Genomic DNA, 13,144 nt, shown 5'->3' with positions numbered 1-13,144 from the left:
CTTGAGCGTTATAACGGTCAACTTCCTGCTGTGGAACTCGCTATGCGCCCACCTCTTACGTTAAGTCACCTGACATTTCCCGCCATTGTCGCCGGGTTTGTTGCCGTGCTCGTCGGCTATACCAGCTCCGCAGCGATTATTTTTCAGGCCGCAGCGGCTGCCGGGGCGACGGCGTCGCAAACCGGTGGCTGGCTGACCATGCTCGGGCTGGCGATGGGCGTGACCACGCTCGGCCTCTCGCTGTGGTATCGCACGCCGGTGCTCACCGCCTGGTCAACGCCGGGCGCGGCATTGCTGGTGACCAGCCTGCCCGGCACCTCACTCAATGAGGCGGTGGGCGTGTTTGTTTTCGCCTCGGCGCTGATCTTTCTTTGTGGTATTAGCGGGCTGTTTGCCCGCCTGATGAATGCGATACCGCAGGCGATCTCTGCCGCGATGCTGGCCGGGATTTTACTGCGCTTTGGCGTGGATGCGTTTGCCGCACTCCAGGTCAACTTTGCCCTGAGCGGCAGCATGTGCCTGGTGTATCTGCTGGCGCGCCGCCTGCTGCCGCGCTATGCGATTATCCTCACCTTGCTGGCCGGATTAGCCGTGGCGGCGCTCCAGGGAGGAATTCATGCCACGCAGACGCAGAGCCTGGTGATGCCGGAGTTTATCCTGCCGCACTTCACGCTGGAAACGCTGCTGGGCATCGGCGTGCCGTTTTTTGTGGTCACTATGGCATCGCAGAATGCTCCCGGTATCGCCACCCTGAAAGCGCACGGTTATACGCTTCCGGTGTCACCGCTGATCGCCTGGACCGGGCTGGTTGCGCTGCTGTTGGCCCCTTTTGGTGGCTTTACGGTGTGTATTGCCGCGATTACGGCAGCCATTTGTATGGGACCGGAAGTACACAGCGATCCGCAGCGTCGTTACTGGGCCGCAGCCGCAGCCGGGGTGTTTTATTTGCTGGCGGGGATTTTCGGTGGGGCGATTAGCGGACTGTTTACGGCGCTGCCGCTGGCATTCATCCACACCATTGCCGGGCTGGCCTTGCTGGGCACCATCGCCGGGAGTCTGCAACGGGCATTAAGTGATGAGAAACAGCGAGATGCGGCGGTGATCACTTTTCTGATCACCGCCTCGGGCGTCACCCTGCTTGGCGTGGGTGCCGCGTTCTGGGGGTTAATCGGCGGAGTTATCGCCCACCTGGTCTTTTCGCTGACCAAACGCTGACGGCGCGTCGGCGCCTGTCAGTACCGGTACGGCCATGTTTTCCAGCAGGTCGTGAACCCATTCCGGGACCACTTCGCTGGCCAGGCCGTACTGTTTTTCTTCAAACTCGCTGCCCACCTGGCTCGGTTCCAGGTTCAGCTCCACGGTGTGAGCCCCCTCCAGACGGGCTTCATGGACGAAGCCTGCCGCCGGATAAACGTGCCCGGAGGTGCCAATTGCCACAAAATAGTCGGCCTGTGCCAGCGCCTGGTAGATCTCATCCATCTGCAACGGCATTTCGCCAAACCACACCACGTGCGGGCGCAAGACGGACGGGAACTGACAGCAATGGCAACGATCGTCGGGTTTCACATCCTCAGTCCATTGCAGGATCTGACCGCTGCTGGCGCAACGCACCTTTAACAGCTCACCGTGCATATGGATCACGTTACGGTTTCCGGCGCGTTCATGCAGGTTGTCGATATTCTGCGTCACCAGCAGGAAGCGTTCGCCCAATGCAGCTTCCAGCTCGGCCAGTGCCAGATGCGCCGCATTCGGCTGGATATCATCCTGCTGTAGCTGACGTCGGCGGGCATTGTAGAAATCCTGCACCTGCTGAGGGTTGCGGGCAAAACCTTCCGGCGTGGCGACATCTTCGACTTTGTGCTCTTCCCACAGGCCATCGGCTGCGCGGAAAGTACGGATACCGGACTCAGCGGAAATCCCGGCCCCGGTCAGCACCACCACACGCGGCAGCGGATGACGGGCAATTTCGATATTGCGGTCACGTTCGAAAATGCGCTGACGAAAACGCTGGTGAACCTGGCGTCGGGTCTTCTTATAGCGTGCCAGCCTTAGGCGGCGACGGGGTGTGCGCATCATCAAATCCTCTAATCCTCAATCTGCAGGGATGCCGCACCGCGCGGTGCGGAACATACCCCTGATAATAACGGGTGATTAACCCGGGTGCACTGAGAGTGTGCTGATAAACGTGCTACCTGCGCCAGGAAAATCCGCATCCTGTGAGCCCCCTCAATACATCCGCATTTTCACTGCCCACTCAGTACCCGTGCCGGGTCAATACGGCTGGCGCGGCGGGCCGGATACCAGCTTGCCAGCAGGCTGAGCAGCAGCGATGTGACCAGCACGATGCCGACATCACGCCAGTGCAGCTCTGACGGCAGGAAATCAATAAAGTAGATATCCCCGGAAAGGAAATGGTAACCGGTCAGCGCTTCAATCCCATGAATGATCGGTGTCAGATTGAACGCAGCCAGCACACCGACCACCACGCCGCTCACGCTACCCACCAGCCCGGCCAGCAGGCCATACCAGACAAAGATAGCGCGGATCAGCCCGTCTTTCGCCCCAAGGGTGCGCAGAACGGCAATGTCGCTGCTTTTATCTTTCACCGCCATCACCAGGGTGGAGACGATATTGAAGCAGGCCACGCCGATCACCAGCACCATCGCCAGATACATAATCGCGCGGATCATCTGGATATCGCGGTACATATATCCGTAGGTGCCTACCCAGCTGCGAATATAGACATACGCGTGGGTGATTTCGCCCGCCTGACGCACCAGGCTGACCGCATTGAACGGGTCAGTGGCTTTGATGGCGATGCCGGTTACACTTTCGCCCATGCCCAGCAGTTGCTGTGCATCGGCCAGCGGCACCAGCGCCAGGCTGTGATCGAGCATTCCGCTTAATTTCAGGATACCGATCACCTGTAAGCGAACACGCTTCGGCTGCAACAGTTTGTTCCCGGCATCGCTGTTCGGGATCATAATGGTCAGCCAGTCGCCCTGTTTCACTTTCAGGCTGTTGGCGACCCCCTGCCCCAGCAGGATCTGCTGCTTGCCCGCGCCAAAGTTTTGCCAGGCATCACCCTGCACATAGGAAGGCAGCGCACTGAGGCGGCTCTCCTGCTGCGGGTCAACGCCCTTGACCTGAACGGCCTGTAGCTTGCTGCCGCTTTCAATCAGCCCGGTGAAATTAATATAAGGTGCCGCCGCCGCAATGCCGGGAACCTGTTCCATTTTCGGCACCAGCCCCTGCCAGCCGGTGAACGGCTGGTTGACCGGCTCAATTTCTCCGTGCGGCACCACGGCCAGAACGCGGTTATTCAGTTCACGTTCAAAGCCGTTCATCGCGCTCAGACCGACAATCAGCACTGCCACGCCCAGCGCAATCCCGACCGTAGAGATCACGGAAATCAGCGAGACCATGCCCCCGCGCCGACGGCCACGGCTGAAGCGCAGGCCGAGCAGAAGAGAGAGAGATCCCGCCATCAGAGGCTACCCGCCAGTTTCACCTGGTCACTGAGCTGCCCGTCGCGCATTTCCATCTGACGACGCATACGTTTTGCCAGATGCAGGTCGTGGGTGACGACAAGGAAAGCCGTACCCTGACGCTGGTTCAGCTCGTTGAGCAGATCAAAGATGGCATCGGCGTTACGCGCATCGAGGTTACCCGTCGGTTCATCGGCCAGCACCAGGCGCGGGTTGTTGACCAGCGCACGCGCAATCGCTACACGCTGGCGTTCACCACCGGACAACTCTGACGGACGGTGCGCGGCACGGTGATCCAGCCCGACCGCTTTCAGCATATCAATGGCTCTCTGCTGCGCTTCGGCTTTGGCGGTCTGACCAATCAGCAGCGGCATCGCGACGTTTTCCAGCGCGCTGAAGTCCGGCAGCAGATGGTGGAACTGATAGATAAAGCCCAGCTCGCGGTTACGCAACCCGGCTTTGGCCGCCGAGGACATGCTGTTCAGCGACTGACCGTCAAACACCACTTCCCCTGAGGTCGGTGTATCCAGCCCGCCCATCAGGTGCATCAGGGTACTTTTCCCGGAACCCGAGCTGCCAACAATCGCCATCATTTCACCCGGCTCTACGCTGAAGGTAACGTTGCGCAGGACATCGGTCTGCACGCTGCCTTCCTGATAGCGTTTACACAGGTTGTCGCACTGCAACAGGATCTTGTTACTCATAACGTAAAGCCTCAGCGGGTTGAACGGCGGCCGCGCGCCAGGAAGGGTAAAGCGTTGACAACAGTGCCACGACAATCGCCGTCAGGGTGATGGTGGCGACCTGAGTCAGGGAAATGTCAACCGGTAAGGCAGCGCCATCAAGGAAGGCACCAATCACCGGCATCAGGTTATTTAACTGGCTGGCTAGCAGCACACCAAGCAGTGCGCCGAGCAGTGCGCCGACAATACCGGCCGTTGCCCCCTGCACCATAAACACCGCCACAATTTGACGGCGCGTCAGCCCCTGGGTTTGCAGGATCGCCACTTCACCCTGCTTTTCCATAATCAGCAGGCCCAGCGAGGTGACAATATTAAATGCAGCGACGGCGACAATCAGGCTGAGCAACAGGCCCATCATGTTTTTCTCCATCTTCACCGCCTGGAACAGTTCGCCTTTACGCTCACGCCAGTCTTTCCACACCAGCCCTTGCGGCAGGGTTTGCTGGCTCACGCTGTCCACCTGTAACGGTTTGTCCAGCCATAAACGCCAGCCCGTGATATTCCCGGCCGGGTAACGCATCAGACGCGAGGCATCCTGCTGGTTAACGAGGATTTGATAACCGTCGACATCGCTGTTGGAAGCAAAGGTGCCAATAATGGTGAAGAGACGCTGACTGGGAATACGCCCCATCGGGGTGAACTGGCTGGCTGACGGCACCATCAGACGCACCTGATCGCCACGTTTTACGCCAAGCTGCCCCGCCAGTTGCTCACCGAGGATCACATTGTACTTGCCTGATTCCAGCTGCTGCTGGCGCACGCTCACCAGGTACGGTGTTAACGGATCGGCTTCATCGGGATTAATGCCCAGCATCACGCCCACGCCGACGCTGCGCGCACTTTGCATCACCACTTCGCCGGTCGTCAGCGGTGTAACACGACTGACTCCGGAAAGATGCAGGCCGCTGGCAGGCAGCTGTTGCGGGTTAATCGACCCGGTGTCGCTGGTGATCAGCGCCTGCGGCATCAGGCCAAGGGTATTTTTTTCCAGCTCGTGCTCAAGGCCGTTCATCACCGACAACACGGTAACCAGCGCCATCACACCCAGCGTAATCCCGATAGCGGAAAGCCAGGAAACAAACCGCCCGAAGCGATCTGAAGCACGCCCGCGCATGTAGCGCAGGCCTATAAATAAGGCGACAGGTTGATACATGACATCCGTCTTTCTTATGGCAGTAAACAATTGGGAAGGATAATAAAGGTTAGCACTGCGTTATGGAACCACTAAGCCCCTGAGTCTGCACATTGTTTTGTCAATGGCTGAAACACTTTGCGCCTCACTGTGCCGGGGTAAGGTTCTCCGTCCCCTGCTGCAAACCGCTTACCTGCTGGCGTACTTAAGCCCACCCATTATCTGTGTTTAAGCGGGCTGACATCCCTGTGGATAGTGCGATGCTCAGGACACCCCCTTTCTTTTATGATTAAGCTCAGTGAGTTAGCATCACCAGGATTTTTCCCAAACCGCGTGACTGTGCATTTTTTTGTTCGATCACGGCTGGTTTTTGCGCTATATGTGGCATCACATAACGGCACTGGCCAGGAAACAGATTAAAAAGGCTTAACTGATTGAGTAGCGCAGATGATTGTCAGACCGTCCTGAAGCATTCTGCTAATAGCAATACCAGGAATAGTCTCAAGGAATTGCTTTCATCCGGGTTGTCACGTATGTTGTGGGCGCGTCATTTCGTGCCTATCCCCTGATGTCGATCTGTTATCTACCTGCAGCCAGCCAGTAAACTCGACCGTCTCGAGAGTGACCCGTTTTAACCGTCCTGAGCCTAAAGATGCCAAACTATAAATATAACCTGAACCGGGCCATCATCTTATTTGCCCTCGCGATGCTGTTATCCACAATTGGCCTGGAATCACGCGATTTAGCATCGCTGTCTTTGTTCTGGCCGAGTAACGCCATTCTTCTGGGCCTGCTGATCCGCTTCCCGTCGCTGGACAAACCCAGCACGCTGGTGGTGCTCTACCTTGGCATGCTCAGTGCTGATATCCTTTATGGCACCCAGGTGATCATTGCTGTCGGTCTGGATATCGCCAATATTCTGTTTATCGCCACCGCCCGCTGGGTGTTGCTCAGTAACCATTTCTTCACACGTGGGCATCCCCGCCGCTTGCAGGCACTGCTACACGTGTTTCCTGCCTCACTGCTGGGAGCAGCGGTCTGCGCACTGGTCGGCGCTGTCGTGAGCGAGCGCTACTTCAACGACGAGCTGTTTAAAGCCTGGTTCTCGTGGTTCTCCGAGCAGATGTCGACATCTATTCTGTTACTACCGCTGGTGATCAGCCTGCCGCGACGCGATGAACTGGTGCATCTGGCTGCCGCTCTGCGCGACAGCACCGTGCTACCGTTACTGGCGCTGGTGCTGACCACGATCGCCGGTATTTGGATCGGTGGCGGCGGCAGTCTGTTGTTCCCGTTACCCGCGCTGTTGTGGTGTGCGATCAGCTACCCACTGTTTATTACCTGTTTCCTGACGCTGTTTACCGGCATCAGCGAGATTATTCTGGTTGCGGGCAACGTGCTGAATATTCAGGGCAAAGACGATCTGTTCCGTATTGATAGTTTGTCATCCGCGCGCCTGGGGGTGGCAGCCATGCTGATCAGCCCCCTGATTGTGGCACTGAGTACCGCGTCAAACCGCAAGCTGGTGGCGCGGATTACCAAGCGTGCCGATTATGATTTCCTCACCGGGGCGCTGACACGCAGCGGTCTGGCCTCCAAACTGGAAACGCTGGTCACCCCGCGTAACCGCCCGCAGGGCTTTTTTGGCGCCGTGTTTGTGATTGATATTGATCGCTTTAAGAACATTAATGATACCTATGGCCATGCCAGCGGCGATTTTGTGCTGGCAAAGACGGTGGAGTGTATTCGTCAGGGATTACCCACGTCGGCGATGGTGTGCAGGATGGGGGGCGAGGAGTTTTTGGTATTAATAGAAGGAATTTCTCAGCCGCGCGCTTTTCTGTTAGCAAATCGCCTGCGCCACAGTATTGAAGAGAACCAGATCCTGCTTGAAGGCAATGATCTGAGTGTGACGGCCAGCATCGGTATCAGCGCGCTGAATATCAATAATGTGAACAGTCTGGACGAGTCGATTACTCAGGCCGATGAACAGCTCTATATCGCCAAGAGCAGCGGACGCAATCAGGTTCGCCCGGAGTTTATATTGTAGAAACCGGCCTTGCGAGGCCTGATGCGAATAAATAAAGGGCCGACCTGAAAAGGCCGGCTTTTTGCGTTACGCTTCGTTTTCGATGCGGTTTGCTTCGATTTCAAAATCCTGGATGGTGGTATCCAGCTCATCCAGCAGGCTGCCTTGCTGAGTCAGTAACTGGTTAATCTTCTCTGCAAAGCCTGTGTCTTTGTGCTCCCCCTGATCGAACGCCAGCCACTGTGATGACAGCGTTTCAGTATTACTCTGAGCATAATGGCGCATTTCTTTTAGCTGCGAAGTCACGTCACGTAAGTGGTCAGTCTGCGTTTTGCTTTCGTTATCACTCATGGATATTTCCTTTCATCGTTAAAAGAAGCCTACCCCTTTTGTGACCGGGTGAGGCGGTGAAAGTTCATAACCATTTTCTAACAACCGCCAAAGCGACAAAAAAAGGCCGGGTCACCCCGGCCTTAAGTTGTTGATTAGTAATACGCAATTTTTCTGTCGGTGCCGTTGACGTTCACCGTGATATAACCGGCAACGGTGGTGGTCGGCGCTGTTGCCACCGCTGTCGCCACCGTCAGAACCCCTTTCTCATTCGCCCCGACGCCCGCCAGCCCATTATGCAGGCTCATCCGTGCCGCCGGAGAGACAGTGCCGATCGTCGTGGCGTCCGTGACTTCACTCAGGTCAGGGGTAAACAGAGAACAGGAGCCTGATTCAAAGCGCGTTGGCCCGGTGGATTTCAGGTTAAACATGGTGTCGCCGCTGGCGGCTTTCAGTTTTACCCAAATCTCCGAAGTGGTTACTCCGATGCGGTTGAACTTGATATCCAGTACTGCCGGAGAACCATGATGCCGGATATCGCCATAGATCGCTGTGGCGCAGCGGGAGATGGCCAGATAACTGGTGCCGGACGACATCGCGATGATCGGGCTTCCTGCCGTCCCGGTCACCGCATCGTTCGCTGACTTACCGATCATCTCAATGATCCACTGCTGGTTGTCATTCGGCATAAAGACTTTACCCAGCTTGTACCATTTGTCGCTGGTAGACGTATTCGTGATTTTATAACCACTGTACCAGCCAGCCCGCATCGTTCCGCTCATCTGGGTCCCGAAACTTTCATCCCGACGCCAGCCGGTTTCATAGCCTGACAGCCAGCGTCCGGCGGCCGCGTTCAGGCTGACAGCCCCACCCGATTGCAGGTTTAGCTGGCGGATCTGCACGCGGGCATTGTCCATATTCAACGGATTAGTACAATCTTCCAGACTCAGTGCATCAACCAGCCACTGCCCGTTGTTGAGATCTCCGGGGAAGCGCGTGTGCTCGATCCACACGTTGCGTATCAGCCCCTGGCCTACGCGTGGCATCATCAGCGTCGCATCACCATATCCGTTCTGGAAGTTGGCGTTCGACAGTTCAATCGCCGTGGAGTGATCCCACACACCTGCGACGGTATCGGACCAGCCGACGTCAAAGACACGCGCATAGGTATTGAGCGAGTAGATTTGGTCGAACTTAGTATCCATCGTATCCAGCAGTTTGATGGCGGTTCCGCCAATATTCTGAGCGCGGAAGCAACTGATGAACACCGTCTCCCCCGCCACCATAATGTTTTCAAAGAAGGGCTGCTGGTTGGTACACATCTCGGCGGTGACAGCAGCTTTATTGGCAGTAATATCCGCCGAGGCCTGACCATTCCAGCAAATGCCTTTGATGGTGGTACGCCGGGCATTGACTTTGAATACCGGGGTGGTTGATTTATCCGAGACAATCGTGGTGCGCGGCATCCCCCCCTGCGGATTATCATCACCATAGAGATAGAAGAACGGTATCTCACTGGCGGAGAGATCGATCGGGTTGATCAGGAACTTCCCGCCGGGAAAACGGACCCCGAGATTCCTACTGCTGGTATTCACATTCTGCGCCCAGTTCAGCATCAGCCTGAACGCCCCGCTGTCGTCGGTGACGCCGTCGCCCTTGCCCCCGAAGTGATAGATGTTCAGCTCATCCTGGCTGTTCACCACGCGTTTCCAGAAAAAGCCCGTACCGACAGCGTAAGTACCGCTGTCATCCACGGGCAGCGCCGTCGTCACGAAACCAGCAAAGGTGCCGCCTCCACGAAATGTGGAGTCTTTATCGTAATAACGTTTTAATAATGCCATTTCGCCAGATTTTGATGGCGCAGTGGTACGTAATTCAGCAAAGGAGTTAACTTCAATCATAATAACCTCCAGGCAGCGCACAGCTATCAGCCGCCTTATTCAGGATAAATTAATGGGGTTGAGTGAAACAGAGGAAATAACAAACTTCGCAACACCTCCTAAATAAAATAATGCAGACGAGGTCTACTTGTTTTTACTGGCGCAAAGTGATGCCCAGAGATCGTTATGGGCATTAATTTGCCTGACGGTTCTGATATCCATTAACTGTGCATCCTGACCATGCGTATAAATAGGTGAGAAGATGGTGCAGGAAGAGTCGCTAATTAACTCACTTGCTATCGTCGGTGTTGAAGGGTGACTGCTGCAACTTGCGACGAGCGTCAGCATCATCAATAACAGCATTGATCGTTTGTACACGTTTTGCCTCCTCACTGTTATCTGCCTGTTTTTTTGCCACGACGACAATCTGAGCGGCACTTTTCTGCGCCTCGGCGATCTGGGCTTCCGCACGCTGCTGGCTTTTACCTACCTGCTTACCGCCGAACCAGGCCGCGATAAAGGCCCCGGCAACGGCAACGATCGCCAGCAGGCCATGCCCGCTACTGCTGAGTAGTGAAAGCAGCATGCTCATACCTTGCCCCCATTCAGCGCATCACGCTGTTTACTCAGGTTTTTCTGTTTAATAAACTGCGCCATAACGGCCATTGCCACCATAAAGGCACCCGTCATCCCGAGGAAGTTATGCGGCAGATACGACTTAATATCCTCAGGTAATGAACTCCAGGCTGTCAGCGCGGCATCGGGAAACGACTGCACCCACGCGGTCAGCGCCGAACCCACTGACGCCAGCCAGACAGACCAGGTTTTAAACAACAGGCGCGCATGATTGACCACCGCCACCCGCCCATAATGGACTAACAGCCAGATTGCCAGTGACGTCACAGCCACCAGCGAAACAAACAGGGTAAATTTCACAGGACCTCCTCGTATTGCGTATACGTTCCGCTGCGCATCACGTCAGCATGGCGCCGGGCGCGTTGGGGGGTTTGTCGTGCCCAGAGGCTGGCCAGCATCGCTTCCGCTGCACCGCTGAAATTCCCCGCCGCAATCAGCAACAGGGTATTTTTGAAAGCGGACAGCCCGTCAACGCCCAGCTGATACGCCATGCTGTACAGCACATCGGCGCGCGCCGGGTTGCACTGACGTAGCGCTGCCAGCATCGAAGGCCGCCGGTTAATCTCCTGCGCCTGGCCGTTCAGCATCTCCTGTAGCCAGACTTCGGCCACCGTTCGCGGCAGGCTGAAAATATAATTATCGAGTGCCGCACCTTTAGGTCCGATCTTAATTCCGCAGCCTACCGTCGGATATCCTTCCGTATCCCGGTAAGGCTTCTCCTGATACCCTTCCTCATACATTAAAATCTGAATGACTTTACTCATAGGTCACCTCACTAACAGGCAATAAAAAAGGATTACCACCGCAACCCTGAAGCGTGAACGTAATGAATAACACCGCGCCTCCCTGCACATAAAAAATAACACCCTCTCGCGGAGCGTTATTTAAAAAGTGGAATAGTAAAAGTCTGGATCAGAAATTGCGTACGCAATCACTGAGAGGGAAATATTTTTTATAGAGAGGATAATTAAAAAGGTTTTCATCGTGTTATCAGGCTGATTATTCACATTCCAGTTCACACTCCAGCGCACTTAATACGCCGGTGACAAAACCTTCCGCCGTCTGGATTTGTTTACGAATGGTGCCATCTGCGCAGCGGCGGCGGCGGGCAATTGAACGTAGCGAAATTTGATAGAGATAGTGCGCTACCAGAATATCGTGCTGCTCTTTATTCACAGTGATCAGCCGACTGATGCAGCCATCAAGGATAGCTCCGTCATGATCGCTACAGCTTAACCGCGTCATGCCGCGCGCAGTGACCAACCCTCTGAACCCTGCCGCAACCGAGGAGTAACCCAGGCCGCGCTCACCGCTCGCCGCCCATCCACCCCATCGCTCAAGTAACATTTTGATATCTCGCATAGCGTGCTCCTCTTTCCCGTCATACTTGCCGGATAACGTCACTTTTCATCGCATCCTGGCAACGACGCTGAATGTCGAAACGATATCTTTGCCGCATGCCACGATGTCAGAGTCGCCACTTGCGTTGCCGATACCCGAGAAGGCGGCAGTATTGCCACCGAAAAGAATGAGCCAGCGATTAGGCTGGACAGGCGAATTGATAAAGAGCGGTAAAAAACATCTGGCAATAGCGTGAAAGTCGCCCTTCAGGGACCACAACGTCTGATAATGTTGTGTTAAAAATGGCCCTGATTTGTTGTGACAAAATCGATCGGTCAGCGCCATACTGTACACAAGCCTGTTTCGCTCGCTGCCGCATGAAACACGCCCTGTTACGGCAGATGAATGGAAGCACTCATACCTATAGGTATAGAATCAATCACAATAATAGCAAATAGTATTAAGTTAGATTATAACAAAGCGTGTTTGACGAAAAATACGCGTCGCTATAAATTCTGGTATATGAAACCGAATACACTCGCCTGGCGACTGAACATGGCTATGACCATGATGGGAATTACACAGGGTGCTTTGGCAAAAGCATCGGGCGTATCACAGCCAACAATCTGGCGTCTGACAAAGGGTGAAGCAGAAGGGTCACGTAAGCTGGTCGACATTGCCAGAGCGCTGGATATCAACGTGGAATGGCTGGCAAATGGCGCAGGAGAGATGCGCGGAGCAGCAGCGGCGGGACAGGCAGACAAAGTTAAAAATGGCACCACTGTACCGCTCTGGGATGCCAACGGTAAAACCAGCGAACTGGTCAGCGTGCCCACCGGCGTGAAGGCGAAAAAGAGCTGGCGTGCCTATGTTCTTGACCGCAACAGTGGCTGTGCTGAGGCCACCGCAGGGAGCATTGTCATTATCGACAGCGATGTACCAGTAGAATCTGGAGATTTAGTCATTGCGCTGATGAACGCTCGCATCTCTGTCTATCGTTATCTGGAAGGCCCTTCAAACGGTTTCTTAACCGTCGATGACCCGCGACTCCCCGCCGTTGAGCTGTCGGATGACGTCCGTCTTATCGGCGTAGCCATCTTCCTGATCCGTGACTTACGGCGGTAGTCGCTCACATCCTGCTCCGGCAGGATGGTCTCTTCGTAGTAACCGCCAGACACCCTGAACAACACAGATACCATCAGTTTTTCCTCGCGGTAAACCATCAATGCCCCTCACTTCATGAGCCTGACAGTGTTCATCTATCGATATAACTGAATAGATTAGTAAAGCTTTTGACATCTTAACGAACAAACTGGCAATTAATGAAAATTAAATATTAAAAATCAATAATTTCAATAAAATACACCAATAGCCAAGGTTATTTAACTCATAACTATTGATATTAATAATAACTATAGCTATCGTTTTTAAGAGCACAAAACATCAGTGGTGCTTAGGGGAAGTTTTCCGAAGAGAACCCAGGGGAGCAGAAGCCTGTTTCCTGCATCGGAGGTCTGTATGACAACGATATTCTGGAAAACGGCGAGGCCATTCGGTACTTGTCG

General features: G+C 54.9%; 14 protein-coding genes. 3 read left to right on the top strand and 11 right to left on the bottom strand.

What is annotated here, in order from left to right:
- Positions 1 to 42 precede the first annotated feature (42 nt).
- Complete coding sequence (locus ACFL9S_RS11285) at positions 43 to 1,215, top strand: benzoate/H(+) symporter BenE family transporter (RefSeq protein WP_405261988.1); 1,173 nt, start codon at positions 43 to 45, stop codon at positions 1,213 to 1,215.
- Here ACFL9S_RS11285 and cobB read toward each other — a convergent pair.
- From cobB to lolC, 4 genes are all read right to left on the bottom strand, one after another.
- Positions 1,165 to 2,073 (bottom strand): Sir2 family NAD+-dependent deacetylase, encoded by a 909-nt coding sequence (gene cobB / locus ACFL9S_RS11280; RefSeq protein WP_405262092.1) that lies wholly within the window; start codon positions 2,071 to 2,073, stop codon positions 1,165 to 1,167. The two genes, ACFL9S_RS11285 and cobB, sit on opposite strands and share 51 nt — an antisense overlap.
- A 170-nt stretch (positions 2,074 to 2,243) precedes the next feature.
- Positions 2,244 to 3,488, bottom strand: coding sequence for a lipoprotein-releasing ABC transporter permease subunit LolE (gene lolE / locus ACFL9S_RS11275; RefSeq protein ID WP_405261987.1), 1,245 nt, complete (start codon positions 3,486 to 3,488; stop codon positions 2,244 to 2,246).
- Positions 3,488 to 4,192 (bottom strand): lipoprotein-releasing ABC transporter ATP-binding protein LolD, encoded by a 705-nt coding sequence (gene lolD / locus ACFL9S_RS11270; protein ID WP_405261986.1) that lies wholly within the window; start codon positions 4,190 to 4,192, stop codon positions 3,488 to 3,490. The genes lolE and lolD overlap by 1 nt, the downstream gene beginning before the upstream one ends.
- Positions 4,185 to 5,384 (bottom strand): lipoprotein-releasing ABC transporter permease subunit LolC, encoded by a 1,200-nt coding sequence (gene lolC / locus ACFL9S_RS11265; protein WP_405261984.1) that lies wholly within the window; start codon positions 5,382 to 5,384, stop codon positions 4,185 to 4,187. The genes lolD and lolC overlap by 8 nt, the downstream gene beginning before the upstream one ends.
- Before the next feature lie 631 nt (positions 5,385 to 6,015).
- Here lolC and ACFL9S_RS11260 point away from each other — a divergent pair.
- Positions 6,016 to 7,413, top strand: a complete 1,398-nt coding sequence (locus ACFL9S_RS11260) for a diguanylate cyclase (RefSeq protein WP_405261983.1) — start codon at positions 6,016 to 6,018, stop codon at positions 7,411 to 7,413.
- 66 nt (positions 7,414 to 7,479) lie between these two features.
- On the opposite strand, the gene ACFL9S_RS11255 is transcribed toward ACFL9S_RS11260, so the two are convergent.
- The 7 genes from ACFL9S_RS11255 to ACFL9S_RS11225 all read right to left on the bottom strand — a co-directional run bounded on the left by ACFL9S_RS11255 (position 7,480) and on the right by ACFL9S_RS11225 (position 11,924).
- Positions 7,480 to 7,743, bottom strand: coding sequence for a hypothetical protein (locus ACFL9S_RS11255; protein ID WP_405261982.1), 264 nt, complete (start codon positions 7,741 to 7,743; stop codon positions 7,480 to 7,482).
- Positions 7,744 to 7,877: 134 nt separating this feature from the next.
- Positions 7,878 to 9,623, bottom strand: a complete 1,746-nt coding sequence (locus ACFL9S_RS11250) for an amylovoran biosynthesis protein AmsF (RefSeq protein WP_405261980.1) — start codon at positions 9,621 to 9,623, stop codon at positions 7,878 to 7,880.
- A gap of 268 nt (positions 9,624 to 9,891) precedes the next feature.
- Positions 9,892 to 10,194: a hypothetical protein gene (locus ACFL9S_RS11245; RefSeq protein WP_405261979.1), complete on the bottom strand. Its 303-nt coding sequence runs from the start codon at positions 10,192 to 10,194 to the stop codon at positions 9,892 to 9,894.
- Positions 10,191 to 10,514 (bottom strand): hypothetical protein, encoded by a 324-nt coding sequence (locus ACFL9S_RS11240; RefSeq protein ID WP_405262091.1) that lies wholly within the window; start codon positions 10,512 to 10,514, stop codon positions 10,191 to 10,193. The genes ACFL9S_RS11245 and ACFL9S_RS11240 overlap by 4 nt, the downstream gene beginning before the upstream one ends.
- A gap of 20 nt (positions 10,515 to 10,534) precedes the next feature.
- The gene (locus ACFL9S_RS11235; protein WP_405261978.1) at positions 10,535 to 11,002 is read right to left on the bottom strand and encodes a glycoside hydrolase family protein; all 468 of its coding nucleotides are present in this window, start codon (positions 11,000 to 11,002) and stop codon (positions 10,535 to 10,537) included.
- Between the two features lie 235 nt (positions 11,003 to 11,237).
- Positions 11,238 to 11,600, bottom strand: a complete 363-nt coding sequence (locus ACFL9S_RS11230) for an antiterminator Q family protein (RefSeq protein ID WP_405261977.1) — start codon at positions 11,598 to 11,600, stop codon at positions 11,238 to 11,240.
- 45 nt (positions 11,601 to 11,645) lie between these two features.
- Positions 11,646 to 11,924 (bottom strand): hypothetical protein, encoded by a 279-nt coding sequence (locus tag ACFL9S_RS11225; protein WP_405261976.1) that lies wholly within the window; start codon positions 11,922 to 11,924, stop codon positions 11,646 to 11,648.
- Positions 11,925 to 12,134: 210 nt separating this feature from the next.
- Here ACFL9S_RS11225 and ACFL9S_RS11220 point away from each other — a divergent pair, with 210 nt between their 5' ends.
- Complete coding sequence (locus ACFL9S_RS11220) at positions 12,135 to 12,704, top strand: helix-turn-helix domain-containing protein (protein ID WP_405261975.1); 570 nt, start codon at positions 12,135 to 12,137, stop codon at positions 12,702 to 12,704.
- The last annotated feature ends 440 nt before the right edge of the window (positions 12,705 to 13,144 follow it).

It is taken from the genome of Erwinia sp. AnSW2-5, assembly GCF_045107195.1.
Classification (GTDB): Bacteria; Pseudomonadota; Gammaproteobacteria; order Enterobacterales; family Enterobacteriaceae; genus Erwinia.
This window is presented reverse-complemented; position numbering and strand designations above follow the sequence as displayed.

What these genes read in the sequence shown, in the direction of transcription:
- ACFL9S_RS11285 (WP_405261988.1), top strand. Translation starts at nt 43, where the DNA reads ATGCGCCCACCTCTTACGTTAAGTCACCTGACATTTCCCGCCATTGTC.
- cobB (WP_405262092.1), bottom strand. Translation starts at nt 2,073, where the DNA reads ATGCGCACACCCCGTCGCCGCCTAAGGCTGGCACGCTATAAGAAGACC.
- lolE (WP_405261987.1), bottom strand. Translation starts at nt 3,488, where the DNA reads ATGGCGGGATCTCTCTCTCTTCTGCTCGGCCTGCGCTTCAGCCGTGGC.
- lolD (WP_405261986.1), bottom strand. Translation starts at nt 4,192, where the DNA reads ATGAGTAACAAGATCCTGTTGCAGTGCGACAACCTGTGTAAACGCTAT.
- lolC (WP_405261984.1), bottom strand. Translation starts at nt 5,384, where the DNA reads ATGTATCAACCTGTCGCCTTATTTATAGGCCTGCGCTACATGCGCGGG.
- ACFL9S_RS11260 (WP_405261983.1), top strand. Translation starts at nt 6,016, where the DNA reads ATGCCAAACTATAAATATAACCTGAACCGGGCCATCATCTTATTTGCC.
- ACFL9S_RS11255 (WP_405261982.1), bottom strand. Translation starts at nt 7,743, where the DNA reads ATGAGTGATAACGAAAGCAAAACGCAGACTGACCACTTACGTGACGTG.
- ACFL9S_RS11250 (WP_405261980.1), bottom strand. Translation starts at nt 9,623, where the DNA reads ATGATTGAAGTTAACTCCTTTGCTGAATTACGTACCACTGCGCCATCA.
- ACFL9S_RS11245 (WP_405261979.1), bottom strand. Translation starts at nt 10,194, where the DNA reads ATGAGCATGCTGCTTTCACTACTCAGCAGTAGCGGGCATGGCCTGCTG.
- ACFL9S_RS11235 (WP_405261978.1), bottom strand. Translation starts at nt 11,002, where the DNA reads ATGAGTAAAGTCATTCAGATTTTAATGTATGAGGAAGGGTATCAGGAG.
- ACFL9S_RS11230 (WP_405261977.1), bottom strand. Translation starts at nt 11,600, where the DNA reads ATGCGAGATATCAAAATGTTACTTGAGCGATGGGGTGGATGGGCGGCG.
- ACFL9S_RS11225 (WP_405261976.1), bottom strand. Translation starts at nt 11,924, where the DNA reads ATGGCGCTGACCGATCGATTTTGTCACAACAAATCAGGGCCATTTTTA.
- ACFL9S_RS11220 (WP_405261975.1), top strand. Translation starts at nt 12,135, where the DNA reads ATGGCTATGACCATGATGGGAATTACACAGGGTGCTTTGGCAAAAGCA.